The organism is Streptomyces sp. NPDC051217 (assembly GCF_044455465.1).
Taxonomy (GTDB): domain Bacteria; phylum Actinomycetota; class Actinomycetes; order Streptomycetales; family Streptomycetaceae; genus Streptomyces.
Genome location: NZ_JBITEV010000013.1, coordinates 113415 through 140318 on the forward strand (window position 1 = coordinate 113415; position 26904 = coordinate 140318).

Sequence of the window (26904 nt, forward strand, 5' to 3'; positions counted from 1 at the left end):
GGTTCCTTAAGCGTTGAGCCGACAGTCGTTCAGGCGCGGGGCGGACGGCGACAGTGCCGCGGGGCCCCGGCCCGAGCCTACGCCGGGCCTGGTGGGGCGGCCCGGCGACACCTCACCGCCCCGGCCGCGGTGGTGACACCCGACCGCCCGGCGGAGGAGCGGTCAGCCCGACAGCCGGACCGGCATGATCAGGTACTTGTACGCGTCGTCGGCCTCGGCATCCAGCGCCGGCTTCCCACTGAGGAGCGCCGGCTTGGTGGAGGTCGTGAACGAGAGCTGCGCGACGGGCGAGTCGATCGCGCTGAGGCCGTCGAGCAGGAACGTCGGGTTGAACGCGATCGAGATGTCGTCGCCGTCGAGCTTCGCGTCGACCCTCTCCACAGCCTGTGCGTCGTCGCTGGAACCGGCTTCGAGGATGAGCACACCCTGCTCGAAGCTGAGCCGCACGGGGGTGTTGCGCTCGGCGACCAGCGCCACGCGCTTGACGGCCTCGACGAACGGCGCGGTCTCGATCACCGCGATCGAGTTGAACTCCGTCGGGAACAGCGTGCGGTACTTCGGGAGGTCGCCCTCCAGGAGCCGGGTGGTCGTCCGCCGGCCCGCGCCCTCGAAGCCGATCAGCCCCTCGCCCGCACCGGAGCCGGAGAGCGCCAGGGTGACCGTGTCGCCGCTGGTGAGGGCCTTGGCGGTGTCCAGCAGCGTCTTGGCGGGCACCAGGGCGACCGCGGAGATGTCGGAGACCTCCGGCTTCCACAGGAAGTCGCGGACGGCGAAGCGGTAGCGGTCGGTCGAGGCGAGGGTGACCGTGTCTCCCTCGATCTCGATCCGTACGCCGGTGAGCACCGGGAGCGTGTCGTCACGGCCCGCCGCGATGGCCACCTGGGCGGCGGCGGAGGCGAAGACCTCACCGGGGACGGTGCCGGTGGCGGTCGGCATCTGCGGCAGTGCCGGGTACTCGTCCACAGGCAGTGTGTGCAGGGTGAACCGCGAGGAGCCACAGACCACCGTCGCCCGTACACCGTCTGTGGAAATCTCCACCGGCCGGTTGGGGAGGGCGCGGCAGATGTCGGCGAGCAGCCGGCCGGAGACGAGGACGGTGCCGTCCTCCTCGACCTCGGCGTCCACCGAGACCCGGGCCGAGACCTCGTAGTCGAAGCTGGAGAAGCTCAGCGCGCCTTCCTCGGCCTTCAGCAGAAGGCCCGCAAGAACGGGCGCCGGCGGACGGGCCGGGAGGCTACGGGCCACCCAGGCCACCGCCTCCGCCAGTACATCGCGCTCCACCCGGATCTTCACCGGAACCGCCTCCTGCTGTTGCTGACTCGTCCTGCCGGCCTTCTTCGTCCTCGGCATGGGCTCACTCCGCCGTGGGCAGGGTGAGGTTGCCGGGGAACAGTCTGACGTACGGCACCGACACTCGGTGCTGCTCGGGGTCAAGTCGCGACAACCGGGCGGAGGCGGTCCGACGCCGAGTTGTGCACAGCACCCACTTCGAAGCGGATTCCCAGGTAACTCTAGGTGTTAGTAGTAGTAGGGCCTGTGGATTCCGTGGATAACGTCGTTTTCGCAGGTCAAGCCCACTTTTTTGTCCACCGGTCCTGTGGGCGCCGTCGGTGGACAACCCCGTCGTTCTGTGGACGGCCGAAAGTTCTGCACAACCGGTGCACAGGGCACCCCGACTTCTCCCCAGGGTCGTCCCCAGCTTTTCCGACGTTCCCCACAGGCCCCGAGGCAACCTCGGTGTGACGCCTTTCACTCGACTCGGTGAACAGTCGTGTTCTGTTGCCGAACAGTGGACAGCGATGTGGAGAAGCGGGCCGAAGCTGTGGGCAACGGCCCGTCGCCTGTGGGCCGCCGGTGGACAACCGGGCTCGGTGCCCCTGGGCGAAAAAACTGTCCACAGGCTGTGGAGAAAAGTTGGCCACAAATCCCCAGGGGTCTGACCTGGCATGATCCACTTCCGGTCGGCCGGCCTGTGGACGCAGTCTGGACAACTTATCGATCCCCAGGGTGTGGACGGGAGATCGGGCCGCTTTCTGTGGAGAAGCCACCCGCGGCGACCCTTATTCGAACAGCGGTTGAGCGTGTGTCATGTACCGGTGGGCCTCCGGACATGACGAAGGGCGCCCCGGGAGGTGTCCCGGGGCGCCCTGGAACCGGCCGCCGGCTCGGTCAGCCGTTCTTGATGCGGTTGGTGAGTTCGGTGACCTGGTTGTAGATCGAGCGCCGCTCGGCCATCAGCGCGCGGATCTTCCGGTCGGCGTGCATCACCGTCGTGTGGTCGCGATTGCCGAACTGCGCGCCGATCTTGGGAAGCGACAGATCCGTCAGCTCACGGCAGAGGTACATCGCGATCTGCCGCGCGGTCACCAGCACCCGGCTGCGCGACGAGCCGCAGAGGTCCTCCACGGTCAGCCCGAAGTAGTCGGCCGTCGCCGCCATGATGGCGCCCGCGGTGATGTCGGGGGCCAGGTCCTCGCCCCCGGGGATGAGGTCCTTGAGCACGATCTCGGTCAGCCCGAGATCCACCGGCTGCCGGTTGAGCGAGGCGAACGCCGTCACCCGGATCAGCGCGCCCTCCAGCTCGCGGATGTTGCGCGAGATCCGCGAGGCGATGAATTCCAGCACCTCGGGCGGTGCGTTCAGCTGCTCCTGCACAGCTTTCTTACGGAGGATCGCGATCCGCGTCTCCAGCTCCGGCGGCTGCACATCGGTCGTCAGGCCCCACTCGAAGCGGTTGCGCAGCCGGTCCTCCAGCGTGATCAGCTGCTTCGGCGGCCGGTCCGAGGACAGCACGATCTGCTTGTTCGCGTTGTGGAGCGTGTTGAAGGTGTGGAAGAACTCCTCCTGCGTCGACTCCTTGCTCGCCAGGAACTGGATGTCGTCGACGAGCAGGATGTCGACGTCCCGGTACCGCTTGCGGAAGGTGTCGCCCTTGCCGTCGCGGATGGAGTTGATGAACTCGTTGGTGAACTCCTCCGAGCTCACGTACCGCACCCGCGTACCGGGATAGAGGCTGCGCGCGTAGTGCCCGATGGCGTGCAGCAGGTGCGTCTTGCCGAGTCCGGACTCGCCGTAGATGAAGAGCGGGTTGTACGCCTTGGCCGGCGCCTCCGCGACGGCGACGGCCGCCGCGTGCGCGAACCGGTTGGACGCTCCGATGACGAAGGTGTCGAAGAGGTACTTGGGGTTGAGGCGCGCGTGCGGCTCCCCCGGTCCCGGCGGCGGCGAGGCCTGCGCGCCGAGCGGCCCGGTCGCCCCGCCCCGGCCGCCGTGCCGCGACTGCTGCGGGTCCAGGTCGTGCCGCTCCGGGCGCTGCTGGTCGTAGGGCCGGCCCTCCGGTGACTGCGGCGGCCGGTAGTCGTGCTGCGGCTGCTGCGGTCTTCCGCTCGCGTACGGGTCACGGTCCTGGAAACCGAGCCGCTGCTGCTGCCAGGAGAGGTCCTCCTGTGTGCGGGGCCAGGAGCCGGGGTCGGGGCGCTGCTGCTGGTAGTCGGGGTACGCGGGGCGTGCCGTCGGCATGCCGTCGTCGTCGGAGGAGCGGCGGCCGTAAGGGCGGTACCCGCCCTCGGGGCGCATGTCGTCGTGCCGGGAGTCGTCCGGCCGCATGTCGTCGTGGCGCATGTCGTCGTGGCGCGGAGCGTGCGGGTCGCGGCCGTCGTCGTGCTGCGCGTTCTGGTAGCGGTTCTGCTGCTGCGGCAGCGGGAGGGGGTCGCCGGCCGAGTCGTCGACGGTGATCGCGATCCGGATCGGCCGGCCGCACTCGCGGCTCAGGGTCTCGCTGATGAGCGGGGCGAGGCGGCCTTCGAGCACGCGCTTGCCCCACTCGTTGGGCACGGCCAAAAGTGCGGTGTCGGCGACCAGGGCGAGCGGCTGGCAGCGCTCGATCCACTGTTTGTCCTTGGGCTCGACTCCCTGCTGGCCCTCCCTGAGGAGCTGCTCCAGCACTCGTGGCCACACTGCGGCAAGATCGGCAGGTACGTCAGCCACAGGGCACGCTCTCTCGCAGGTCCCACGAATATGTGGTTCTCGGGACGGGGTGGGAAGACCGGCGGAAAAGAATCCGGAGTTCGGCCACGGTAGTCAGGGCACCCACGCGGTTCAAGTTGTTGTCCACAGGCTGTGCATAATGGAACGTGGCAGCTGGCTGGTTTGACCGTATGGCGTAGCCGCGCGTACCGTGACCAGGTCGAGTTGTCGATGGCTGCTGCCGCCTGCCTCCGATGGGCAAGGATCACGATCTGTGGTTGTGAAGCGGTGCACTCGGGCGTTGTCGCGAGCTACTCGTGGGCGCACGGTGACAGCCAGGCGATGTCCCGCCCTTCCAATCATCATTTCTGGAGCCCTCGAGTGAGCAAGCGCACCTTCCAGCCGAACAACCGTCGTCGTGCCAAGACCCACGGCTTCCGGCTCCGTATGCGCACCCGCGCCGGTCGCGCGATTCTCGCGAACCGCCGTGGCAAGGGTCGCGCCAACCTGTCCGCCTGATCGCCACCAGGTTATGACGTGCTGCCTACCGAGAATCGGCTGAGGCGGCGCGAGGATTTCGCGACCGCGGTACGCCGGGGACGCCGGGCCGGACGCCCGCTTCTTGTCGTACATCTACGTAGCGGTACTACGGGCCCGCACGCGCCGGGGGAGAGCGATCCCCCGACGCGGGCGGGTTTCGTCGTAAGCAAAGCCGTGGGCGGGGCCGTCGTACGGACGCGGGTGAAGCGCAGACTTCGTCACCTCATACGGGATCGGCTGTCCCGGCTGGCCCCCGGTAGCCTGGTTGTCGTACGTGCGCTGCCCGGTGCGGGCGACGCCGACCATGCACAGCTGGCCCGAGACCTGGATGCCGCCCTTGAGCGGCTGCTGGGAGGGGGCGCGCGATGAAGTACCCGCTACTGGCTCTGATCAAGCTGTACCAGTGGACGATCAGCCCTTTGCTCGGGCCCGTCTGCCGGTACTACCCGTCGTGTTCCCACTACGGCTACACGGCCATCGACCGCCATGGCGCGATCAAGGGCATCGGTCTGACGGCCTGGCGCATTCTGCGGTGCAACCCGTGGTCGCCGGGCGGTGTGGACCATGTTCCGCCACGCAAGCGTCCGCGGTGGCATGAACTGCTGCGCAACGCGTGGCGCGGCACCAAGGGCGGGCAATCCGCCGCCGGCGTGCCTTCCGGGGGTTCGGCCTCGGCCCCCGAAACCCCGAGTCCGGCCGCAGAGACCTCGTCCAATGCTCAAGGAGCTTGATTAGTGGACACGATTGCCAGTTTCTTCAGTTTCATCACCACGCCAGTCTCGTGGGTCATCGTGCAGTTCCACACGGTGTACGGGGCGATCTTCGGCCCGGATACGGGTCTGGCCTGGGGACTGTCCATCGTGTCCCTGGTGATCCTCATCCGGATCTGTCTGATCCCGCTGTTCGTCAAGCAGATCAAGTCGACCCGGAACATGCAGGTCCTTCAGCCCAAGATGAAGGCCATCCAGGAGCGCTACAAGAACGACAAGCAGCGTCAGTCCGAAGAGATGATGAAGCTGTACAAGGAGACGGGTACCAACCCGCTCTCCTCGTGTCTTCCCATCCTGGCGCAGTCACCGTTCTTCTTCGCGCTCTACCACGTGCTCTCCAGCATCGCCTCGGGCAAGACGATCGGTGTCATCAACCAGGGGCTGCTGGACAGCGCGCGCCAGGCGCACATCTTCGGTGCCCCGCTGGCCGCCAAGTTCACGGACAGCACCGCGAAGGTCGCGTCCCTGGACGCGTCGCTGACCTCCGTACGTATCGTCACCGCGATCATGATCGTGATGATGTCGGCGTCGCAGTTCTACACGCAGCGCCAGCTGATGACGAAGAACGTCGACCTCACGGTCAAGACGCCGTACATGCAGCAGCAGAAGATGCTGATGTACATCTTCCCGGTGATCTTCATGGTGATGGGCGTCAACTTCCCCGTCGGTGTCCTCGTCTACTGGCTGACCACCAACGTGTGGACCATGGGCCAGCAGATGTACGTGATCAACCAGAACCCGACTCCGGGCAGCAAGGCTCAGGACCAGTACCTGGAGCGTCTGCTCAAGAACATCTCCACGCACAGCGAGGTCCGCTCGAAGCGCAGGCGCAACATCGTCTCGGCGATCGTGGCCAAGGGGCCCGACCGCAACGACAATGAGCGTAAGTTCATCACCAGCCTTTCGAAGACCGGTCTGGTCGCGCAGGCGGACGGCACGGTGATCAAGGGTGAGGCCCTGCCCGAGGGCGAGTCGCAGGCGACGAAGCGGCAGCAGCCCAAGCGCCAGCCCAAGTCGAAGCGGCAGGCCGGCGGCGGTCAGCAGGCTCCGTCCAAGACCTCGGGCGCCAAGCCTTCCGACGCCACCGACGAGCCGCCCAAGACGTCGCTGCAGAAGAAGGACGAGCCGCAGGACAGCAAGCCCAGGCCACCGGGCAAGACCGGCAATGGTGCAGCACGGGCCAAGGCCGGGCCGCGCAAGGGGCAGCAGCGGCCCAAGCACCCGAGCAAGAAGTAAGCGCACGCCCCCGTAGCCCCTAGCCAGCCGTAGTAAGAAGGAGTCCATCCGTGTCGGAAGGCACCATCTCCGCCGCCACCGAGGGCAGCGACACCCTCACCCGCCTTGAGCAGGAAGGCGAGATCGCGGCCGACTATCTCGAGGGTCTGCTCGACATCGCCGACCTCGACGGCGACATCGACATGGACGTCGAGGCCGACCGGGCCGCGGTTTCGATCATCAGCGATGTGAGCGGCCGTGATCTGCAGAAGCTCGTCGGGCGGGACGGCGAGGTGCTCGAAGCGCTCCAGGAGCTGACGCGGCTGGCGGTGCACCGGGAGACCGGTGACCGCAGCCGGCTGATGCTGGACATCGGGGGCTTCCGGGCGAAGAAGCGCACGGAGCTCGCCGAGCTGGGCGCCAGGACGGCCGACGAGGTGAAGAGCACCGGTGAGCCGGTGAAGCTGAACCCGATGACGCCCTTCGAGCGCAAGGTCGTGCACGACGCCGTCGCGGCGGCCGGACTGCGCAGCGAGTCCGAGGGCGAGGAGCCGCAGCGCTTCGTCGTTGTGCTCCCCGCCTGAGCGGTCTCCCGGTTCTCGGCCCCGTCTGATCCCAGACGGGGCCGAACTTTGTCAGCCTGACAGTGACTGTGAGCCACGGTCTGGTGGTTCTGTACGGAAGGACGGTTCTCGTGACGGGGTCAGAAGAGCTTCCCGCTGCGCCGGACGAGGCGAGGACGGTGTTCGGGGACTCCTTCCCGGCGGCTGTCCGGTACGCGGAGCTCCTCGCCGACGCGGGGGTCACCCGCGGTCTCATCGGGCCGCGTGAGGTGCCGCGGCTCTGGGAGCGGCACCTGATGAACTGCGCGGTGCTCTCGGAGGTCGTACCCGAGGGCGTGAGCGTCTGTGACGTCGGCTCGGGCGCCGGGCTGCCGGGGATCCCGCTGGCGCTGGTACGGCCTGATCTGCGGATCACGCTGCTGGAGCCGCTGCTGCGGCGGACGAACTTCCTTCAGGAGGTCGTCGAGCTGCTGGGTCTGGACCATGTGACGGTCGTACGGGGGCGGGCCGAGGAAGTGCTCGGGTCGCTCCAGCCCGTCCATGTGGTGACGGCGCGAGCGGTGGCGCCGCTGGACCGGCTGGCCGGCTGGGGCGTACCCCTGCTGCGCCCGTACGGAGAGATGCTGGCGCTCAAGGGCGATACGGCCGAGGAGGAGCTGAAGAATGCCCGGTCGGCACTGAGCAAGCTCGGGGTGATCGATTCCTCGGTGCTGCGGGTCGGTGAGGGGCTGGTGGATCCGCCGGCCACCGTGGTCCGCGCGGAGGTCGGGGAGAGTCCCGGTGGGGTGAGGTTCGCCACGAAGCGCGCCAAGGCGGCCCGAGCGGACCGGGTCCGCCGCCGTCGTTAGGGCCGCCTGGGGCGGGCGGTGAGTGATCTCCGCTGGTGATGCTCCATCGAAGGAGCCATGAACATCCACTGCGGAGTGTCGTGACGGTCTAGCCCCCGGGCAAGTGCATCGTGTTTCACGTGAAACGTCGCTCACTGCTGCAGGGCATTATCGATAGAGGCCGCGCCGCTTCCACACCGCGGGGCAAGAAACCCCTCGTAAGGGGTACCGGGTTGGCCACAGATACGGATTCATCCACAGAACCACGGGCCTCGCTGGTTCGGGACCCCGAAAGCATGGCAGGCTCTCCTCATTGCGAGCCTGAAGTCGAGGAGAGTGAATCCTTGCGGTCCGACGCCAATATCGCGGGACCGATGACCGATCCGGTCCCCGGCCCCCGTTCCGAGTCGTCGGGCGGCGATGTTTCACGTGAAACATCACCGCCCCCGATGGACGACACCCCCATCGGTCGTGCTGCCCAGCTGGCCGTGGAGGCACTGGGCCGCGCCGGTGAAGGCCTGCCACGCCCGGAGCAGACGCGGGTCATGGTCGTCGCCAACCAGAAGGGCGGCGTCGGGAAAACCACCACCACGGTCAACCTTGCCGCCTCGCTCGCCCTCCACGGTGCGCGTGTCCTCGTGGTCGACCTCGATCCCCAGGGCAACGCCTCCACGGCGCTCGGGATCGACCACCACGCCGAAGTCCCCTCGATCTATGACGTCTTGGTGGAGAGCAAGCCGCTCTCCGAGGTGGTCCAGCCCGTCGTGGACGTCGAGGGTCTCTTCTGCGCGCCCGCCACGATCGACCTCGCCGGTGCGGAGATCGAGCTGGTGTCGCTGGTCGCGCGGGAGAGCCGGCTTCAGCGGGCGATCGAGGCGTACGAGCAGCCGCTCGACTACATCCTGATCGACTGCCCTCCGTCGCTGGGCCTGTTGACCGTGAACGCGCTGGTCGCCGGCGCCGAGGTGCTGATCCCGATCCAGTGCGAGTACTACGCGCTCGAAGGACTGGGGCAGTTGATCCGGAACGTGGACCTGGTGCGGGCGCATCTGAACCCCACGCTGCACGTCTCCACGATCCTGCTCACCATGTACGACGGCAGGACCCGGCTCGCCTCCCAGGTGGCCGACGAGGTCCGCAGCCACTTCGGTGAGGAGGTGCTGCGGACGAGCATCCCGCGGTCGGTACGTATCTCGGAGGCCCCGAGCTACGGGCAGACGGTACTGACTTATGATCCGGGTTCCAGCGGCTCCCTGTCATACCTCGAAGCCGCTCGTGAAATCGCCCTGCGTGGGGTCGGCATGAGCTACGACGTCAAGCACGCCCACGCGATCGGCAACAGTCAGCAGAGCATTTCGGAGGGGACGCAGTGAGCGACCGACGTAGAGGTTTGGGGCGTGGGCTCAATGCGCTGATCCCCGCTGCTCCGCAGGAGAAGCAGGGAGCCTCTTCCGGGGAGGCGGCCTCCTCGGGACAGACACCCGTCCTGACGGCGGAGCGGGGTGTCGCGGCGGCCAAGGTGACGACGCTGCCGCAGGCGCCCGCGCCGGCGACGGCGGAGATTCCCGCACAGGACACGCCGGCCTCGGCCGAGGTGACCGCGCCGGAGGGCGTGTACTTCGCCGAAGTACCGATGGACTACATCACCCCCAACCCGCGGCAGCCCCGTGAGGTGTTCGACGAGGACGCGCTCGCCGAGCTGGTCACCTCCATCAAGGAGGTCGGTCTCCTCCAGCCCATCGTCGTACGGCAGTTGGGGCCGGAGCGCTTCGAGCTCATCATGGGCGAGCGGCGCTGGCGGGCCTGTCGGGAAGCGGGCCTGGAGCGCATTCCTGCGATCGTCCGCGCCACCGAGGACGAGAAGCTGCTGTTGGACGCGCTGCTGGAGAACCTGCACCGCGCACAGCTGAACCCGCTGGAAGAGGCCGCGGCCTACGACCAGTTGCTCAAGGACTTCCACTGCACGCACGATCAACTGGCCGACCGGATCGGGCGTTCTCGTCCTCAGGTCTCCAACACGCTGCGGCTGCTGCGGCTCTCCCTGCCCGTTCAGCGCAGGGTCGCCGCGGGAGTCCTGTCGGCCGGGCACGCCAGGGCGCTGCTCTCGGTGGACGACTCCGACGAGCAGGACCGGCTGGCCCATCGCATCGTGGCCGAGGGGCTCTCCGTACGTGCCGTCGAGGAGATCGTGACCCTGATGGGCTCACGGCCGAAGAACGCGCCTCGGGCGAAGGGTCCCAGGGCCGGCGCCCTGCCGTCGCCCGCGCTCAACGATCTCGCTTCCCGGCTGTCGGACCGCTTCGAGACCCGTGTGAAGGTCGACCTCGGTCAGAAGAAGGGGAAGATCACCGTCGAGTTTGCCTCGCTGGTCGATCTGGAGCGCATTCTCGGCACTCTCGCTCCCGGTGAGGGACGGGTCCTGGAGCGGGGACTCGCCGACGAGGAAGCGGACGACGCCGAGGGCATCGAAGGCTCCGAGCGGTCGAACGGCCCGGACCGGTCGAACGGCCTGGAGCCCGACGAGAACTGACGCCTCCGCACACCGCCATCAGGGCGGGCCTTGCCCGACGCGTACCGGGACACGGCCCGCCCTTTGCCGTCCCCCGGTGTGCGACGCGGCTCTGGGTGGATACGATGCGTTCTGGTATGGCGCATCCACCTTGATCCACCTCAGAGGAAGGGCGGGGCCATGCAATTGGTGAGCCGCAGCCAACTGGTGTCAGCTGGACTCGGCCTGGGGATCGTGGGCGGCTTCGTCGGCAGCCTGATTCGGGAGCACAGCGCGCTGACCGCGGCTCGTGACGCGGCAGGCGTAGAAAGTGAGGAACGGCCTCGATGGGGCGTCGGCTCGTACCGCTCACGCTGGACAACCTTCCCGATCTCCCCCAGCGATGCAGGGAGTGCGTCTTCTGGGAGCTTGATCCGGTCAGGGGAGAAGCGGCGATAAGAGCCGACAGGGCCCGCGAGGAGAAGGAAGCCTGGATCTCGGCCGTCCTGCTGGAGTGGGGGTCGTGCGGGCGGCTGGCTTATGTGGACGACGTGCCCGTCGGCTTCGTCCTGTACGCGCCTCCGGCGTATGTCCCCCGCGCCACGGCTTTCCCGACGAGTCCGGTCTCCCCCGACGCCGTACAGCTGATGACCGGCTGGATCATGCCGGGCTATCGGGGGCAGGGGCTGGGCAGGGTGATGGTGCAGACCGTCGCGAAGGATCTGCTGCGGCGGGAGTTCAAGGCGATCGAGGCGTTTGGGGACGCGCGCTGGAAGGAACCCGCCTGTGTGCTGCCGGCGGACCATCTGCTGGCCGTGGGGTTCAAGACCGTACGAACGCATCCCACCCACCCGCGGCTGAGGCTCGATCTACGGACGACGCTCTCCTGGAAGGAAGACGTCGAGCACGCGCTGGACAGGCTGCTGGGTGCGGTCAAGAAGGACCCCGCACTCAGGCCGCTCTGAGGACGGCGTCGCGACTGAGAGACGAACAGGCCCGGAAACGAACAGGCCCGCCCCCCTCTCAGAGGGGGGCGGGCCTGTTTCACGTGAAACATCGCGCGTGGTGCGTGGTGCGCGCCGTGCCTTTAGGCGATGAAGCTCTCCAGGTCGCGCACGATGGCGGCCTTGGGCTTGGCGCCGACGATGGTCTTGGCGACCTCGCCGTTCTGGTAGACGTTCAGCGTCGGGATGGACATGACGCCGTACCTGGCTGCCGTGGCCGGGTTCTCGTCGATGTTGAGCTTGACGACCTCGATCTTGTCTCCGTGCTCGGCCGCGATCGCTTCGAGCGACGGAGCGATCTGGCGGCACGGTCCGCACCAGGCGGCCCAGAAGTCCACCAGTACGGGCTTGTCGCTCTTGAGGACGTCCTCGTCGAACGAGTCGTCGGTCACGTGCTTCAGGTCGCCGGCCACGGCGGCCTCCTTAACTTCGTGGGGTGTGGGTCGGTACTGCTGGTCAGACGGAAGCGGTCTTCTCCGGCTCGGCGGCCTTCTCGCGGTCACCGAGCGCGGAGAGGAAGCGCTCGGCGTCGAGGGCCGCGGAACAACCGGTGCCCGCGGCGGTGATCGCCTGGCGGTAGGTGTGATCGACGACGTCGCCGGCGGCGAAGACACCTGTGAGGTTGGTGCGCGTCGAGGGCGCCTCCACTCGGAGGTAACCCTCGTCGTCGAGGTCGAGCTGGCCCTTGAAGAGCTCGGTGCGGGGGTCGTGGCCCACGGCGATGAACAGCCCGGTCGCGGGCAGCTCCGACGTCTCACCGGTCTTGGTGTTGCGCAGGGTCAGACCGGAGAGCTTCTGCTCGCCGTGGATCTCCTCGACCGCGCTGTCCCAGGCGAACCGGATCTTCGGGTCGGCGAAGGCCCGGTCCTGCATGGCCTTGGAGGCCCGCAGGGTGTCACGGCGGTGGACGATCGTGACCGACTTGGCGAACCGGGAGAGGAAGGTCGCCTCCTCCATCGCCGTGTCGCCGCCGCCGACGACCGCGATGTCCTGGTCCTTGAAGAAGAACCCGTCACAGGTGGCACACCAGGAGACGCCGCGTCCGGAGAGGGCGTCCTCACGGGGCAGCCCGAGCTTGCGGTGCTGCGAGCCGGTCGTGACGATCACGGCCTTCGCCCGGTGTACGGTGCCCGCCGTGTCGGTGACCGTCTTGATCTCTCCGGTGAGGTCGACCGTGATGATGTCGTCCGGGACGAGCTCGGCGCCGAACCGCTCCGCCTGGGCCCGCATGTTGTCCATCAGGTCCGGGCCCATGATGCCGTCGCGGAAGCCGGGGAAGTTCTCCACATCGGTGGTGTTCATCAGCGCGCCGCCCGCGGTGACAGCCCCCTCGAACACGAGAGGACGCAGCGAGGCGCGTGCGGTGTAGAGCGCGGCTGTGTACCCGGCCGGACCAGAGCCGATGATGATCACATTACGGACGTCGCTCACGGGTTTCTTCCTCGTCTCTGCAGACTGCCTGCTACTGCCAACGGGGCGTTTCAGGACTCTCACCCCACCCAACGGATCCTACGGGCCTCGCATTCCCGCGAGGTCCCGGCGGCGCCGTGCGGTTTCAGCGGCGAGGGTAGGTCTGCGTGAGGAGAAGTTCACCCTTGGTGGGCGGGATGACATCGAGGCACGCGGCGTCGACGACGTAGGCCCTCACCAGGCCCCCGTCGGTGGGGTCCGACAGGACGACGAGGAAGGCGTCGGTGCCCTCGTACGTGCCTCTCTCGGCGGCCAGCGGAGTGTCGGAGCGTCCTGTTCCCTGCTGGATACAGGGCGGCAACTGGGCCACCAGCTTGGGCGATGCCGGTGTGGTGGGCGCGTTCCTGGTGGAATCCCCGCTTTCGGCGAGGCGCGGCTCGCCGGTGGCGGGTGTGGACGCGAGCAGCGAGTCGACCCTGTCGCGGATGCCGGTGCCGGAGAACGCGTGATCGCCGCCGTCGGCCTGGCTCGATCCCGCGTCGGTCTTGAAGGAGGTCGCGTCGTCGCTCCGGGACGACGTCTGGATCGTCTGGAACAGCAGAACGCTGACACCGATCGCCGCTGTTCCGAAGACGGCGCCGAGGATCGCACCGCGACGGCGGCGCGGCTGCCGGGCGCGGCCGGGGCCGGTGGCCGCGCGTGAGTGGCCGGCCGGGCGGTCCGCCCGTGGAGCGTCGGGGACTGTTGCGCCGGCCGCCGTGGCACCGGGGGTGACGAGCGCGGGCGTGCGCTCGGGCTCGGACGCGTCCGGAGCGTCGGTGTCGGTGGTGCGCGATGTTTCACGTGAAACATCGGCGGTCGCGTCCGCCGCCGACCCATCCGGTGCGGTCGCGTTCAGCAGCGCCTCGGCGGCCAGAGCGGCGTCGACCCGGGCGGCCACGTCGGCGGGCATACGAGGCGGGCCGGGCAGCGAGCCCAGCAGTCCCCGGATCTCCTCCAGCGACTCGTACACATCGGCGCAGAGCGAGCAGCTGTCGAGGTGTGCGCGTACCTCGACGCTCCGCGTGGGGGAGAGCAGGCCCTCCGTGAGGTCGGAGATCTCCGAGACGTCCGGGTGCTCGGTCGTGCCGGTCGTGGTTGTCACGCGCGCCCACCTCCTCCCTTCACGGCGGCAGGACCTTGTGGTCCCGCGTCTGGTCCGGTGTCTGGTCCCTCGTCCGGGCCTCTGTTCTGTGGTCCCGGCTCCGATGGGACGGATGTCCCCGGCGTCCGGTTCCTTTGGGGTCCCAGACCGCCTCTCTCGCCGGTGCCGCCGCCGCTCTCCCGCAGATGGGCGAGCATCGGCAGGAGTCTGGCTCTGCCCCGCGCGCAGCGGCTCTTTATCGTGCCGACGGGTACGTCGAGCACTTGCGCGGCCTCGGCCACGGGATACCCTTGCATGTCGACGAGGACCAGGGCGGCCCGCTGATCGGCGGGCAGCTTGGCGAGAGCGACGAGAAGCTGGCGGTGGAGGTCCTGGCGCTCGGCGGGGGCCTCGGCCGACTCGTGCGGTTCGAGGAGCTGCTCCAGACGATCCGTGTCGTCCACGGGAGACGTCTTGCGGGAGGCGGCTTTCCTCGCCCGGTCGAGACAGGCGTTGACGGTGATGCGGTGCAGCCAGGTCGTGACGGCGGACTGGCCGCGGAAGGTGTGGGCGCCGCGGAAGGCGGACACGAGCGCGTCCTGCACGGCGTCGGCGGCTTCCTCGCGGTCCCCGAGCGTGCGCAGCGCCACTGCCCAGAGGCGGTCGCGATGGCGTCGTACGAGCTCACCGAAGGCGTCGGGATCCCCCTCGACGTGCCGTGCCAGGAGGTCCTGGTCGTTCACGCCGGTGAGTGTGGCGTCTTCCAACGGTGAGCCCCCTCCCCCTGGTCCGCAGGGTCAGCCTATGACCTTGATCTCCGAGATTCCGCCGCGGAACTCGTTCGCCGAGGCGGCCGGGGCGAGTTCCGTGATGTGGATCAGTACGTACCTGGTTCTGACGGGCTTGTCCAGGGTGGCTTTCAGATTGCTGCCGGTCTGCCCCAGTTCGGTGATGCGCCGGGAGAAGTCCGACAGGGCCGCCGGGGCTGAGGCGTCCTTGTCCGCGGCGAGGACCTGGGCCTTCTGGCCGGCGCGGTACATGGCGACGTCGACGCCGTACACGTCCTGCACGCTGCCGAGATCGACGACTATTCCACTGCCGCCCCGGCGATTGGGCAGGTTGCCGTAGTTCGCGTAGCCCTGGTAGGTCCCGGTGATCCAGGCCGTATCCGTGTCGCCGTCGGTGGCGAGATGGACGTCCTGGGCCTGCACGCCGTCACCGTCCGGGGCGAACACCGAGGTTTCGTCGATCTTCAGATCCTTCGGGTTCCGCGGCTCGGGCTTCTCCTGATTGCCGTCCGCCGACTGGGACTGGGTCGTGTCCTCGGCGCTGCCGCGGTTGAGCATGTGGTCGGCGACCTGCCAACTGGCGAGCCCCAGCGCGGCGATGAGGAGCGCGGAGACCGTCCACTTCAGTGCCTTGCCCGTGCGGCTCTGGAGGGGCGGCGGCGGGACGGGCACGGGCTGGGCGGGGGGCTGCCCGACCGGACGGATGGCGGGGCGGGCGTACGAGCCCTGCTGGTAGGTCGTGCGCTGGTACTCGGGCGGCGCGGCGAACGTGGGCTCCGGGGGCCGGACGCGCGGCATCTCTGCGACGGCCTTGGCGAGTTCGTCAGGCGTGGTGCAGGGCGGGTCCTGGCGCGAGGCGGTGGCGCCCTCGTTGACGAGCGCGCGCATGGCGAGCTCGGACAGACCGCGGTGCACCCCGGCCCGCACCTGGTCGGGGGCGATCAGCCCGACGCCCTTGGGCAGCCCCGCGAGGCCGTACGCGTCCGTCTCGTACGGCCAGCGCTGTGTCAGCGCCGCGTACAGGAGCGCGCCGATCGCCTCGGTGTCGGCGCGCTGGGGGCGTTCGGCGCTGATGCCGCGCAGGGCGGCGTTCACGGCGAGGCCCCGGATCCGGTACTGGCCGGTGGAGCTGCGCAGTACGGCGCTGGGCGTCAGCTTCAGATGGGCCAGGCCCTCGCGGTGCGCGGCCGCCATCGCTTGGGACACCTGGCTGACGAGCTGGTAGGCGTCGTGGGCCTCCATGGGGCCCGCGGCGAGGATCGCGGTGAGTTCCGTGGCGTCGGGCAGCCATTCGTGGACGACGTAGACGAGGTCGTTCTCCTCGACGGCGTCGAGGACCTGGACGAAGCGCGGGTCGCCGAGGAGCGCGGAGGAGCGGGCCGCCGCCAGTACGGAGCGGGCCCTCGGGTGGTCGGCGGGCAGGAGGTGCACGCCGACGGCGCGGCGCAGCTTCTCGTCGACCGCACGCCAGCTGCTGAATCCGTCCAGACGGGTGACGCACTCTTCGAGCCGGTAGCGCCCGGCGAGCTTGTGGCCGCTGTGGAGTTCGGGTGCCGTCACGGCCTGCCGGGCCTCCTGGCGCTTTCCGTCGTCCGGCCCGCCCGAGTCGCCGGACCCGGACTTCGCCGGCTTCTCGGCCGCGGATCCCGCCGATTCCTCGGATCCGGACTCCGCGGCCTCGCCGTCCTCTGTCTTCTGGGCTTTCGCCACCCCGTCGGTGGTGGCCTCGTCCGCCTGGGCGGCCGGCGGTTCGTCACCGCTGTTGTCGGCCACCTCGACGGCAGCCGTGCTCCGTTCCGCCACCGTCGCTCCTGCCTCCCCATCCGTTGCGCACTGTCCAACAGCCACGCCAATTGTGCCCACAGTTGGACGCTATGCACGACACACGGCGGCCGACGATGGTTGTGCTCGGCCGTCGCGAGCTAGCGTCCGAGGCGGCCCCGGACCATTCCGACCAAGGCGTTCATCTCTTCGATACGCAGTTTTCGCGCGACGACGAAGAAGCCGCCCAGCAGGACGATTCCGCCGGCCGCCAGTGCGGCGAACGAGCCGAGAATTTCACTGCCGAGCTTCTGGAGCACGAAGTAGGCGACCGCGCCGGCGGCGATCGTGCCGGGGACGGACGCCAGACAGAGCCTGGCGTACGTACGCAGCACGCGCGAGCCGTCCAGATCGCCTCCCAGCCGCTTCTTGAGCCTGCGCCAGGCGATGCCCACACCGACGGCGTAGGCGAGGCCGTAGGAGGCGGCCATGCCCACGACGGCCCAGCGCGAGGGCAGGACGAAGAAGCAGACGGCGGAGGCGGCGGCGTTCACGGCGGCCACGATGACCGTGTTGTAGAAGGGAGTTCGGGTGTCCTCGTAGGCGTAGAAGGCACGCAGCACCACGTACTGCACGGAGAACGGGATCAGACCGAGGCCGAAGGCCATCAGCATGTAGCCCATGGAGCGTGCCGATTCGATGCCGGAGGAGCCGAAGATCAGGGTGCACATCGGGATACCGAGGGCGACGAAGCTGAAGGCGACGGGGACGATCGCGACGGCCGAGTTCCGCAGGCCCTGCGAGATGTCGTCGCGTACGGCTCCGGTGTCGCCGTCGTGCGCCGAGCGGGAGAGCCGCGGCAGCAGGGCCGCCATGACCGAGACGGTGATGATGGCCTGCGGCATGCCCCAGATCAGCTGGGCGTTGGAGTAGGCGATGTAACCCGCGCCCTGGGTGCCGGAGTCGACGCCCGCCGCGGTGGAGAGCTGCGAGACGACCAGCACACCGGCCTGGTTGGCGAGGACGAACAGTACGGTCCACTTGGCGAGCTTCGCGGCCTTGCCGAGGCCGTGGCCGCGCCAGTCGAACCGCAGCCGGATGCGGAAGCCGGTCTCCCGGAGGTAGGGGATCATCGCGAGGGCCTGGACGGTCAGGCCGAGCACCACGCCGACGCCGAGCAGGCGCTCGGCCTCGGGCGGGATGGACGCGACCGTCATCCCGGAGTCCTCGGCCGTGCCGTACACCCAGATGAACATGACGAGGGTGGCGATGATGATGATGTTGTTGAGGACCGGCGTCCACATCATCGCGCCGAACCTGCCGCGGGCGTTGAGGATCTGCCCCATCACCACGTGCACGCCCATGAAGAAGATGGTGATCAGGCAGTAGCGCACGAACGTGACGGCGACGTCGTTGGCCGCCGGGTTGTCGGCGATGCTCACCGACATGAGGCGCACCAGCAGCGGGGCGGCGAACACGGAGAGCGCGGTCAGCGAGCCGAGGATGACGACGACGAGGGTGAGCAGGCGGTTCGCGTACGCCTCGCCGCCGTCCTCGTCGTCCTTCATCGCGCGGATCAGCTGCGGTACGAAGACGGAGTTGAGGCCGCCGCCGATGGTCAGGATGTAGATCATCGTCGGCAGGGTGATGGCGAGCTGGAAGGTGTCGCCAAGGGTGGCGGCGCCGAGCGCGGCCACGATCAGGGCCGAGCGTACGAAGCCGGTGAGCCGGGAGACGAGCGTGCCCGCCGCCATCACCGCGCTGGACTTCAGCAGTCCCGACGCCCGTCCGCCCGCCTTCTTCGCGGGCGGCGGCGTGGCGGCCGCCTCGGGTGCGGCGGTCGGCGGCCTGCCCGTCCCCTGCTGGTCGCGGAAGAGATGCGCGAAGGCGTCCGGTTCCTGCTCGTCGGTGCGGCCCTGGGTGACGAGCTCGTCGACGCCCATGGACTGCGTGGTCCCCGCGTCGTCCCCGTACGGGAGGTGGCGTGAGGGCCCGTCGGGCTCGGGCGGCGGGGGCTGGGCCCAGACACGCGTGTCGGGGGCGTACTGCTGCGCCGGCGGCTGCTGGTAGACCGGCGTCGCCTGCGGATAGGTACCGGGAGGCGGCGGCGGGTGCGCGGCACGGTCGTACAGCGCCTCGGAGGACGGGTCCTGGGCCGAGAAGTCCTGCGCGCGGTAGGGATCCCGCTGGTAGGCGTCCTGCGCGTACTGGTCCGGGCTGTACGGCGCCTGGGGGTACGGGTTCTGGGAGTAGGGGCCCTGTGCGTGCGGGGGTCCTGCCTGCGGGGCTTGGGCGTGCGGGGCCCCCGGGTGCGGGCCTGGCGCGTACGGGTCCGGGGTGTGGGGGCCTTGGGCGTAGTGGCCCTGTGCGTGCTCGGGTGCGGGCGCGGGGGGGTCGGCGGCGGGTGGCTGTGGCGGAACATGCCTTGCCGGATCGCCGCCGGCCCCCTGGCCGCGGTCACCGTCGTACGGCGCGTTCATGGTTACCCCACCTCATCGTCCCGGGCCGGCCGGCCACGACATCGCTCAACGGTCCACTTTCTCACCCTTGCCCGACGGGTCCCCGCTTTCCGGACGGGTGTCCGGGGTCGGGTCACTCGGCTGCCCGGGTTCGGCGCCGACGATGTCTGCGGGAGTTTCTCGCGCCGGGGGCGGGGCGACGGGCGCCTGGGCAGGCTCCGCGCCGTCGTCGTCGACGGCGCTGTCAGGGCCACTGTCGTGGGCCTCGCCGCCTTCGGTGCCGCCGTCAGTGCCGTCGTCGGCGCCTCCGGTCTCGTAGGCGTCCGCCACGGCCTTGTCCTCGGCCGCCTTCGCCGCCACCGCCCGCTTGCGCTGGCTGTACATCTTGACCCCGGCCAGGACCAGGAGGAGCACACCGCCGGCGATGACGAGCATCACGGTGGGAGTGAGCTCGGAGACCCTGACCTGGAACGTCATGGGGCCGCCGTACGGCCGCCCGTCGGTCGTGTACAGCTGCGCCCTGAGCTCCACCGGGCCGTTGGCGTTGGCCGCGCCGGTGAACTTCACCACCTGGGTGTGCCCGCCGTCGACCTTGATCGGCTGCTCGGCGACGGCGCTGCCGTCGTCCAGCTTCAGCCGGGTCGCGTTCGTGGAGTGCAGACGCAGGACCAGATCGTCGACGCCTTGCAGCAGCTGGTTCTGGACGGTCACCGGGATGGTCGCGCTGCGTCCGGAGAGGGTCAGTTCGGACTTCTGGATGAGCTGGACCTCGCTCGCGAGGCTCTCCAGATACCGGTTCACCGAGTCGCGGTACTCCCTGGCGCCCGTCGCGTCGCCCCGCCAGGAGGTCGAGACCGCCCTGTTCACGGCGTTGGCGAACGGTGTCGCCACCCGGTCGGGAAGGGTGAGGATCGCCTTGAACTTCCCGAGCCGTTCGTCGATCCCCTTGATCTCCTCGAACGCCGACGGGGGGAGTTCCCGGTCACGGAGCTTGTCCGGATACCGCGAGGCGCGGGGCACCTTGGTGGTGGCGTTCGTGTCTGGCTTGGCAGCGGCGGCGGCGACCAGGTCGGACGACTCGGTCCAGCGCTCACCGTCCAGCCCCTGGAGGGCGCGTGCCATGGACTGCGCCTGGCCGGCCGACGGGGTCCGCTGCGGGGCGACGACGATGTCGCGCTGCTTCGAGGAGTCCTGGAGGGTCACGGCCAGCGACTGGGCGAGGAACTTCTGGACCGCGAGCGTGGAGCCGGCGGCGGTGGACAGGTCGCCCTCGAAGGCGGTGGACAGCCTGGTGTCGCTGACCACGGCCGTCGTACCGCCGCCGATGGGCCGCGCCGCGCTCGCCGTGTACGGCAGGTTGTCCTGGATGCTGTCGCTGCGGGAGATCACCTTGTCGGCGCCCGCGGAGGTCGCCACATCGACGATCGACGGGTCGACGGCGCCGTTCACGGGCCAGGCGAAGTCGGTGGCCGGCGGCACATGAAGGATGGTCTCCACGGTCTTCGCTGCCACCTCGCTGGAGCCCTGGAGATGGCCGAGGCTGCCGGAGACGTCCTCGCCGCCGTGGGCCAGCGACGCCAGGTCGGGGTCGCCGAAGGGCAGGGCGACGACGTCGCCGTTGTCCTGGACGGCCTTCTCCAGTGAGTTCAGCCACGTCCGGGCCACGAGTTGGTTCGTCCCCGGGATCGTGGTGTTGCCCTGCTTGACGCGGTAGGTGTCGGCCATCGCCTCGACGGTGGCGAGGAGGTCCGGGTCGACGACCCAGGTGACGGGGAGCTGGCTGCCGAGGGAGACGAGCTGCTCCAGCCGGCCGCCGGGGGCCAGCTCCTCGGCCAGCTCGTCGTTCTCGAAGACCGGGGTCTGCCGCTCGTCCGAGCCGGTCTCGGCGGAGACGTGGGAGGTGGAGATCAGCGGCCAGAGATAGGTGAACTTCGTCTTGGTGTCCACCGAGTCCGGCTGCCACGGCAGGAACGTCCGCCGGATGCCGAGGGTGTGGTCGTACGGTTCCGCCTCCGTACGGCCCGTGAGCGACACACCGAGCTGGTAGACCCCGTCCCCGCCGAGACCGAGCTTGCTCACCGGCACCGAGAGGGCGAAGTCGTAGCTGATGCCGGAGGCGAGCTTCTCGAACTCGACCTTGTACTTGCCGCCCACCGGCAGCGGATCGTTCGTGGTGTCGTTGGAGCGCTCGTCGGCGTCGTCGATGGCGGTCCGGCCGACGAGCTGCGGGCCCACCCTCAGATCCACCTGGGCGTCGGTGACCGGCTTCTTGCTCTTGTTGGTCACCGTGCCGGAGATCGTGAGGGTGTCGCCCTTCGTCGGCGCGCTGGGCGCCAGGGTGTCGAGCGCGACAGAGACGGTGCTCGACCCGGACGGCTCGGCGGCCACACTCGCCGGAGACGCCGTGGCGGCCCCTGTGGCGACCGTGGAGCCGGTCGAGGGCGTCGCGGTCGCCTGAGGGGCCGTGAGGCCCCCCAGCAGGCCCGCCAGGAGCGGCACCCCTGCGGCCACGGCGGCGCTGCGCCTCAGCCATCGGCGGGCAGGAGAGTGCTTCATCCCCTGGATGTCTGCCGCCTCGGCCACGCGCCCGCCCGTCCCTCGTCGTCGTCAATGGTCGTCGTCGATTGTGCGTCCACGCATGGTAACGATGTGCGCTGTGGTGAAGTGCCGGGGACCGCCCCCCATGATCGGAAGAATCTCATGGGCTGAGCAAACCGGTGCACCGGAAACTCGGACGCCGGGGCCGGCGGGGGCACGTACCCTTTTCTGTTGTGCCGAACGCCAACGAAGAGACTCCCCATGCACTGAGTCAGGTGCAGCGCCGCGCGGTCAGCGAACTGCTGCGGGTGTCCCCTGTCGCCGACGACCTCGCACGCCGATTCCAGGAGGCAGGCTTCACACTCGCCCTGGTCGGAGGCTCGGTGAGGGACGCCCTCCTCGGTCGCCTCGGCAACGACCTCGACTTCACGACCGACGCCAGGCCCGACGACGTACTGAAGATCGTCCGGCCCTGGGCGGACTCGGTCTGGGAGGTCGGAATCGCCTTCGGCACGGTCGGGGTCCAGAAGGCGGGCCGGGTCGGCGACGACCGGCAGGACTTCCAGATCGAGATCACGACCTACCGCTCGGAGGCGTACGACCGCACATCACGCAAACCCGAGGTGTCCTACGGGGACTCCATCGAGGACGACCTCGTACGCCGGGACTTCACCGTCAACGCGATGGCTGTCGCGCTGCCCCAGAAGGAGTTCATCGATCCGCACGGCGGTCTCCAGGACCTCGCGGCCGGTGTGCTGCGCACGCCAGGCACCCCTGAGGCGTCGTTCTCCGACGACCCGCTGCGCATGTTCAGGGCCGCGCGCTTCGCAGCGCAGCTTGATTTCGAGGTCGCCCCGGACGTCGTCGCCGCGATGAAGGCCATGGCCGAGCGCATCGAGATCGTCTCGGCGGAGCGCGTACGGGAGGAGCTGAACAAGCTGATCCTCTCCGGGCATCCCCGCAAGGGCCTGGCGCTGCTCGTCGAGACCGGACTCGCGGAGCGCGTGCTGCCCGAACTGCCCGCGCTCAGGCTGGAGAGCGACGAGCACCACCGGCACAAGGACGTGTACGAGCACTCGCTGACCGTTCTGGAGCAGGCCATCGACCTGGAGGAGACCGGGCCGGACCTGGTACTGCGGCTGGCCGCGCTGTTCCATGACATCGGCAAGCCGCGGACACGGCGCTTCGAGAAGGACGGCGGGGTCTCCTTCCATCACCACGAGGTGGTGGGGGCGAAGCTGACCAAGAAGCGGATGACCGAGCTCAAGTACTCGAACGAGTTGGTGAAGGACGTCTCGCGACTGGTGGAGCTGCATCTGCGCTTCCACGGTTACGGGACCGGTGAGTGGACCGACTCGGCGGTGCGGCGCTACGTACGCGACGCCGGCCCGCTGCTGGACCGGCTCCACAAGCTGACCCGTTCGGACTGCACCACCCGCAACAAGCGCAAGGCGGCGGCGCTCTCGCGGGCGTACGACGGTCTTGAGGAGCGGATCGCCCAGTTGCAGGAGCAGGAAGAGCTGGACTCCATCCGGCCCGACCTGGACGGCAACGAGATCATGGAGACACTGGGCGTCGGTCCGGGGCCGGTGATCGGGGCCGCGTACAAGTTCCTGCTGGAGTTGCGGCTGGAGAACGGGCCGATGGAGCGGGACGAAGCGGTGAGTGCGCTGAAGGAGTGGTGGGCCAAGCAGAGCTGAGATCCGGGTTCGGCCGGGACTCGCGGTCGATGTTTCACGTGAAACATCGACCGGGCCCACGGGGCTTCAAGCCGGAGCGAAGGGGGCGATGTTTCACGTGAAACATCGCCCCCTTCGCTGCGCTAACCGTCCTTCTTCCTGAGCTTCCTCCAGCGGAACAGCCCCACCGTGACGACCGCGTAGACCACCGCGACGCCGAGTACGAGCGGCACCGAGCGCCCGTCCGGCGGCAGCATCAGTGCGGCGACCCCCGCGGCGCCCACGAAGGCGACGTTGAACAGCACGTCGTAGAGGGAGAAGATCCGCCCCCGGTACGCGTCGTCCACCGACGTCTGCACCACCGTGTCCGTCGCGATCTTCGCGCCCTGGGTGACCAGACCGAGGACGAACGCGGCGGCAAGCATCGGGGCGGGAGCGAACGGCAGTCCGAGCGCCGGTTCCAGTACGGCCGCCGACCCGGCGCACGCGACCATCCAGCCGAACGAGCCAAGACGCCCGACCGCCGACGGTGTGACGACCGCGGCGGCGAAGAAGCCCGCTCCCGAGACGAGGAGCGCCACCCCGAGCAGGGCGAGCCCGTCATCCTCGTTGCTCGTCCAGGCGTAGCGGCAGAGCATCAGCACCATCACGGTCAGCGCCCCGTAGCAGAAGCGCATCAGTGTCATCGTGATGAGCGCGGCCGCCGCGTCACGCCGCTCCGCCAAATGGCGCAGCCCGTGGCCGAGACCTCGTGCGGTCGACGCGAGGGCGGCCTTCAGGCGCGGCTGTACCAGCCCCGGATCGGGCCCGAGGAGATCGCGCGCCATGGTGACCGACGCCAGCGCCGACGACAGATACAGCAGGGCCGCCAGCAGCACCACGGCGGCGTCGGAGTCGGCGATCAGCAGCCGCACCAGGAAGGCGAGACCGCCGCCCCCGGTCGCGGCGAGCGTGCCGGCCGTCGGGGAGAGGGAGTTGGCGACGACCAGTCGCTCGTCCTCCTCGACAACGCGGGGCAGGGCGGCCGAAAGCCCGGCGAGTACGAACCGGTTGACGGCCGTGACGGCCAGGGCGGAGGCGTAGAAGAGCCAGTCCGGCAGCGAGGTGAGGATCAGCACGGCGGTGCAGGCGGCCAGGAGAGCCCGCAGCAGATTCCCGTACAGGATGATCTGGCGCCGCCGCCAGCGGTCGAGCAGCACCCCGGCGAACGGGCCGATGAGTGAGTAGGGCAGCAGCAGTACGGCCATGGCCGACGCGATGGCGCCCGGGGTGGCCTGCTTCTCGGGGGAGAACACGACGTGCGCGGCGAGCGCGACCTGGAAGACCCCGTCGGCCCCCTGCGACAGCAGACGCACGGTCAGCAGGCGGCGGAAGTCGGGCAGACGCAGGAGCACGCGCAGATCGCGCACGACAGACATGTGGATCAGCGTCACACACGATGTCCGCGCCATACGTGAGGGGTCCCCGGGCAGTGTGCCCCGGGGACCCCTCGGTGGTGCGTACGGGGAGATCCGCTCTCCTCCGGCGTTCTAGCGCTCGACGTCGCCGCGGATGAACTTCTCCACGTTCTCGCGGGCCTCGTCGTCGAAGTACTGCACCGGCGGGGACTTCATGAAGTACGAGGACGCGGAGAGGATCGGGCCGCCGATGCCGCGGTCCTTGGCGATCTTCGCGGCGCGCACGGCGTCGATGATGACACCGGCGGAGTTCGGGGAGTCCCAGACCTCCAGCTTGTACTCCAGGTTCAGCGGGACGTCGCCGAAGGCGCGGCCCTCGAGGCGGACGTACGCCCACTTGCGGTCGTCCAGCCAGGCCACGTAGTCCGAGGGACCGATGTGGACGTTGTCGGCGCCCAGGTCCCGGTCCGGGATCTGCGAGGTGACGGCCTGCGTCTTGGAGATCTTCTTGGACTCCAGGCGCTCGCGCTCCAGCATGTTCTTGAAGTCCATGTTGCCGCCGACGTTCAGCTGCATCGTTCGGTCCAGGACGACACCGCGGTCCTCGAACAGCTTCGCCATGACGCGGTGCGTGATGGTGGCGCCGACCTGCGACTTGATGTCGTCACCGACGATCGGCACACCGGCCTCGGTGAACTTGTCCGCCCACTCCTTCGTACCGGCGATGAAGACCGGGAGGGCGTTGACGAAGGCGACCTTGGCGTCGATGGCGCACTGCGCGTAGAACTTCGCGGCGGCCTCGGAGCCGACGGGCAGGTAGCAGACCAGGACATCGACCTGCTTGTCCTTGAGGATCCGGACGATGTCGACCGGCGCCTCGTCGGACTCCTCGATCGTCTCGCGGTAGTACTTGCCCAGACCGTCGTAGGTGTGGCCGCGCTGGACGGTCACACCCGAGTTGGGGACGTCGCAGATCTTGATGGTGTTGTTCTCGCTGGCACCGATGGCGTCCGCGAGGTCGAGGCCGACCTTCTTGGCGTCGACGTCGAAGGCGGCGACGAACTCCACGTCCCGCACGTGATATTCGCCGAACTGAACGTGCATCAGGCCGGGCACCTTGCCGGCCGGATCGGCGTCCTTGTAGAACTCGACGCCCTGCACCAGCGAGGCGGCACAGTTGCCCACGCCGACAATGGCTACGCGAACGGAACCCATCCTGGTTGCTCCCTGTGTGTGATCTCAATGTTGCGATGAAGCCCCGCGCTGATGCGGAACCTCATGGGGTGGTGTCCACGGACGGATCCGGCGGGCCGGGGGCTTCCGGAGGCGAACCCCCGGAAGTCCCCCGGAGCCGGGGCAGGCCGTCCGTGTCTCCCGTTGTGCTGCTGTTGGTCGTGCCGCTCGATGTACTGCTTGTCGCGCTGTCCTGCTCCGGAGCGGGGCTGTCCGGGCCGGGTCGTCGCTGATCCTGTCCCGCCCGCTCGCTCTCGATGAGCTCGTTGAGCCAGCGCACTTCGCGCTCCACGGATTCCATTCCGTGCCGCTGAAGTTCGAGCGTGTAGTCGTCGAGCCGTTCCCGGGTACGGGCCAGGGAGGCGCTCATCTTCTCCAGCCGCTCCTCCAGCCGGCTGCGACGGCCCTCCAGCACGCGCATCCGTACTTCGCGCTCCGTCTGTCCGAAGAAGGCGAAGCGAGCGGCGAAGTGCTCGTCCTCCCAGGCATCCGGGCCCGTCTGCGAGAGCAGTTCCTCGAAGTGCTCCTTGCCGTCCGCCGTCAGCCGGTAGACGATCTTGGCGCGTCGGCCCGCGAGTGACGCGGCGAGCGCCTCCTCGGGCGCACTGCCCGGCTCCTCGATCAACCAGCCGTTGGCGACGAGCGTCTTGAGGCAGGGATACAGCGTTCCGTAGCTGAAGGCCCGGAAGATCCCCAGCGAGGTGTTGAGCCGTTTTCGCAGCTCGTACCCGTGCATCGGAGATTCGCGCAGCAGACCCAGGACGGCGAACTCAAGGATGCCCGAGCGTCTGCTCACTGTTCGCCTCCTCCGCCGTCCTGGCCGTTTATGCCGTCCCGATGTATCGACTCGATACATCGGGACGATAGAACACCGATGCTCATGGGACAAGAGGGGCCATGGTGAACGGCGTCACATCACCGATTCACGGCGAGTAACTTGCCTGGTTTGGGGTGAAGTTCAGATCTCGGAGGGGTTTGACCCTGCGTAGTCTGTGCGGCATGCAGACCACCGGGAACCGCGTGACGTGTGAGAGCGTCGTCGTTCTGGATGCATGCAGGATGAGCCCGACGGCGGGTACATCCGTATTCATCTCGGGGGACCGGAACTCAACTGCCGCTTCCAGGCGCCCGCGCCTGCCCGAG

At 68.9% G+C, this 26904-nt stretch carries 22 protein-coding genes; 10 read left to right on the forward strand and 12 right to left on the reverse strand.

Features of this window, described 5'->3' with window-relative positions; all coding sequences use genetic code 11:
- Positions 1–162: 162 nt before the first annotated feature.
- Both dnaN and dnaA read right to left on the reverse strand, forming a co-directional pair.
- Complete coding sequence (gene dnaN / locus ACIBBB_RS26520) at positions 163–1293, reverse strand: DNA polymerase III subunit beta (RefSeq protein WP_189106438.1); 1131 nt, start codon at positions 1291–1293, stop codon at positions 163–165.
- An 876-nt stretch (positions 1294–2169) separates the two neighbouring features.
- Positions 2170–3987 carry a chromosomal replication initiator protein DnaA gene (dnaA, locus tag ACIBBB_RS26525; RefSeq protein ID WP_398986153.1) on the reverse strand — a complete coding sequence of 606 codons (1818 nt, stop codon included), beginning with the start codon at positions 3985–3987 and terminating at the stop codon, positions 2170–2172.
- 360 nt (positions 3988–4347) lie between these two features.
- Here dnaA and rpmH point away from each other — a divergent pair, with 360 nt between their 5' ends.
- The 9 genes from rpmH to ACIBBB_RS26570 all read left to right on the forward strand — a co-directional run bounded on the left by rpmH (position 4348) and on the right by ACIBBB_RS26570 (position 11334).
- The gene (gene rpmH, locus ACIBBB_RS26530) at positions 4348–4485 is read left to right on the forward strand and encodes a 50S ribosomal protein L34 (protein ID WP_014047156.1); all 138 of its coding nucleotides are present in this window, start codon (positions 4348–4350) and stop codon (positions 4483–4485) included.
- A gap of 18 nt (positions 4486–4503) precedes the next feature.
- Positions 4504–4875: a ribonuclease P protein component gene (rnpA, locus tag ACIBBB_RS26535; protein ID WP_398986156.1), complete on the forward strand. Its 372-nt coding sequence runs from the start codon at positions 4504–4506 to the stop codon at positions 4873–4875.
- Positions 4872–5237: a membrane protein insertion efficiency factor YidD gene (gene yidD / locus ACIBBB_RS26540; RefSeq protein WP_398986158.1), complete on the forward strand. Its 366-nt coding sequence runs from the start codon at positions 4872–4874 to the stop codon at positions 5235–5237. The genes rnpA and yidD overlap by 4 nt, the downstream gene beginning before the upstream one ends.
- Before the next feature lie 3 nt (positions 5238–5240).
- Positions 5241–6512 carry a membrane protein insertase YidC gene (yidC, locus tag ACIBBB_RS26545; protein WP_398986161.1) on the forward strand — a complete coding sequence of 424 codons (1272 nt, stop codon included), beginning with the start codon at positions 5241–5243 and terminating at the stop codon, positions 6510–6512.
- A 50-nt stretch (positions 6513–6562) separates the two neighbouring features.
- The gene (locus ACIBBB_RS26550; protein WP_189106265.1) at positions 6563–7075 is read left to right on the forward strand and encodes a R3H domain-containing nucleic acid-binding protein; all 513 of its coding nucleotides are present in this window, start codon (positions 6563–6565) and stop codon (positions 7073–7075) included.
- 110 nt (positions 7076–7185) lie between these two features.
- A complete protein-coding gene (gene rsmG / locus ACIBBB_RS26555; protein ID WP_398986163.1) occupies positions 7186–7902 on the forward strand; it encodes a 16S rRNA (guanine(527)-N(7))-methyltransferase RsmG in 717 nt (238 codons plus the stop codon).
- Between the two features lie 275 nt (positions 7903–8177).
- Complete coding sequence (locus tag ACIBBB_RS26560) at positions 8178–9254, forward strand: ParA family protein (RefSeq protein WP_079127908.1); 1077 nt, start codon at positions 8178–8180, stop codon at positions 9252–9254.
- Complete coding sequence (locus ACIBBB_RS26565; protein WP_398986166.1) at positions 9251–10411, forward strand: ParB/RepB/Spo0J family partition protein; 1161 nt, start codon at positions 9251–9253, stop codon at positions 10409–10411. Before ACIBBB_RS26560 ends, ACIBBB_RS26565 begins: the two co-directional genes overlap by 4 nt.
- Positions 10412–10716: 305 nt before the next feature.
- Entirely contained in the window at positions 10717–11334 is a 618-nt protein-coding gene (locus ACIBBB_RS26570; RefSeq protein WP_398986168.1) for a GNAT family N-acetyltransferase, read from the forward strand.
- Positions 11335–11456: 122 nt separating this feature from the next.
- Here the strand turns inward: ACIBBB_RS26570 and trxA are convergent, their stop codons facing one another.
- The 7 genes from trxA to ACIBBB_RS26605 all read right to left on the reverse strand — a co-directional run bounded on the left by trxA (position 11457) and on the right by ACIBBB_RS26605 (position 21497).
- Positions 11457–11786, reverse strand: coding sequence for a thioredoxin (trxA, locus tag ACIBBB_RS26575; protein ID WP_398986170.1), 330 nt, complete (start codon positions 11784–11786; stop codon positions 11457–11459).
- A gap of 43 nt (positions 11787–11829) precedes the next feature.
- A complete protein-coding gene (gene trxB, locus ACIBBB_RS26580) occupies positions 11830–12804 on the reverse strand; it encodes a thioredoxin-disulfide reductase (protein ID WP_398986172.1) in 975 nt (324 codons plus the stop codon).
- Positions 12805–12928: 124 nt separating this feature from the next.
- Positions 12929–13927 (reverse strand): hypothetical protein, encoded by a 999-nt coding sequence (locus ACIBBB_RS26585; protein WP_398986174.1) that lies wholly within the window; start codon positions 13925–13927, stop codon positions 12929–12931.
- Positions 13924–14673: an RNA polymerase sigma factor SigM gene (gene sigM, locus ACIBBB_RS26590; RefSeq protein ID WP_398986176.1), complete on the reverse strand. Its 750-nt coding sequence runs from the start codon at positions 14671–14673 to the stop codon at positions 13924–13926. Before sigM ends, ACIBBB_RS26585 begins: the two co-directional genes overlap by 4 nt.
- Before the next feature lie 30 nt (positions 14674–14703).
- A complete protein-coding gene (locus ACIBBB_RS26595) occupies positions 14704–16497 on the reverse strand; it encodes a protein kinase family protein (protein WP_398986178.1) in 1794 nt (597 codons plus the stop codon).
- Between the two features lie 119 nt (positions 16498–16616).
- On the reverse strand, positions 16617–18935 hold the full coding sequence (murJ, locus tag ACIBBB_RS26600) for a murein biosynthesis integral membrane protein MurJ (protein ID WP_398986180.1): 2319 nt from the start codon (positions 18933–18935) through the stop codon (positions 16617–16619).
- A gap of 45 nt (positions 18936–18980) precedes the next feature.
- A complete protein-coding gene (locus ACIBBB_RS26605) occupies positions 18981–21497 on the reverse strand; it encodes a DUF6049 family protein (protein WP_398986182.1) in 2517 nt (838 codons plus the stop codon).
- Positions 21498–21685: 188 nt separating this feature from the next.
- Between ACIBBB_RS26605 and ACIBBB_RS26610 the strand changes: the two genes are divergently transcribed.
- On the forward strand, positions 21686–23152 hold the full coding sequence (locus ACIBBB_RS26610; RefSeq protein WP_398986184.1) for a CCA tRNA nucleotidyltransferase: 1467 nt from the start codon (positions 21686–21688) through the stop codon (positions 23150–23152).
- A gap of 122 nt (positions 23153–23274) precedes the next feature.
- Here ACIBBB_RS26610 and ACIBBB_RS26615 read toward each other — a convergent pair whose 3' ends face one another.
- From ACIBBB_RS26615 to ACIBBB_RS26625, 3 genes are all read right to left on the reverse strand, one after another.
- Positions 23275–24549: an MFS transporter gene (locus ACIBBB_RS26615; protein ID WP_398986186.1), complete on the reverse strand. Its 1275-nt coding sequence runs from the start codon at positions 24547–24549 to the stop codon at positions 23275–23277.
- 111 nt (positions 24550–24660) lie between these two features.
- Positions 24661–25743, reverse strand: a complete 1083-nt coding sequence (locus tag ACIBBB_RS26620) for an inositol-3-phosphate synthase (RefSeq protein WP_398986188.1) — start codon at positions 25741–25743, stop codon at positions 24661–24663.
- Positions 25744–25804: 61 nt separating this feature from the next.
- Entirely contained in the window at positions 25805–26557 is a 753-nt protein-coding gene (locus ACIBBB_RS26625; protein WP_398986190.1) for a PadR family transcriptional regulator, read from the reverse strand.
- Positions 26558–26904: the final 347 nt, after the last annotated feature.

What these genes read in the sequence shown, in the direction of transcription:
- yidD (WP_398986158.1), top strand. Translation starts at nt 4,872, where the DNA reads ATGAAGTACCCGCTACTGGCTCTGATCAAGCTGTACCAGTGGACGATC.
- ACIBBB_RS26560 (WP_079127908.1), top strand. Translation starts at nt 8,178, where the DNA reads ATGGCAGGCTCTCCTCATTGCGAGCCTGAAGTCGAGGAGAGTGAATCC.
- ACIBBB_RS26570 (WP_398986168.1), top strand. Translation starts at nt 10,717, where the DNA reads ATGGGGCGTCGGCTCGTACCGCTCACGCTGGACAACCTTCCCGATCTC.
- murJ (WP_398986180.1), bottom strand. Translation starts at nt 18,935, where the DNA reads ATGAACGCGCCGTACGACGGTGACCGCGGCCAGGGGGCCGGCGGCGAT.
- ACIBBB_RS26615 (WP_398986186.1), bottom strand. Translation starts at nt 24,549, where the DNA reads ATGTCTGTCGTGCGCGATCTGCGCGTGCTCCTGCGTCTGCCCGACTTC.
- ACIBBB_RS26620 (WP_398986188.1), bottom strand. Translation starts at nt 25,743, where the DNA reads ATGGGTTCCGTTCGCGTAGCCATTGTCGGCGTGGGCAACTGTGCCGCC.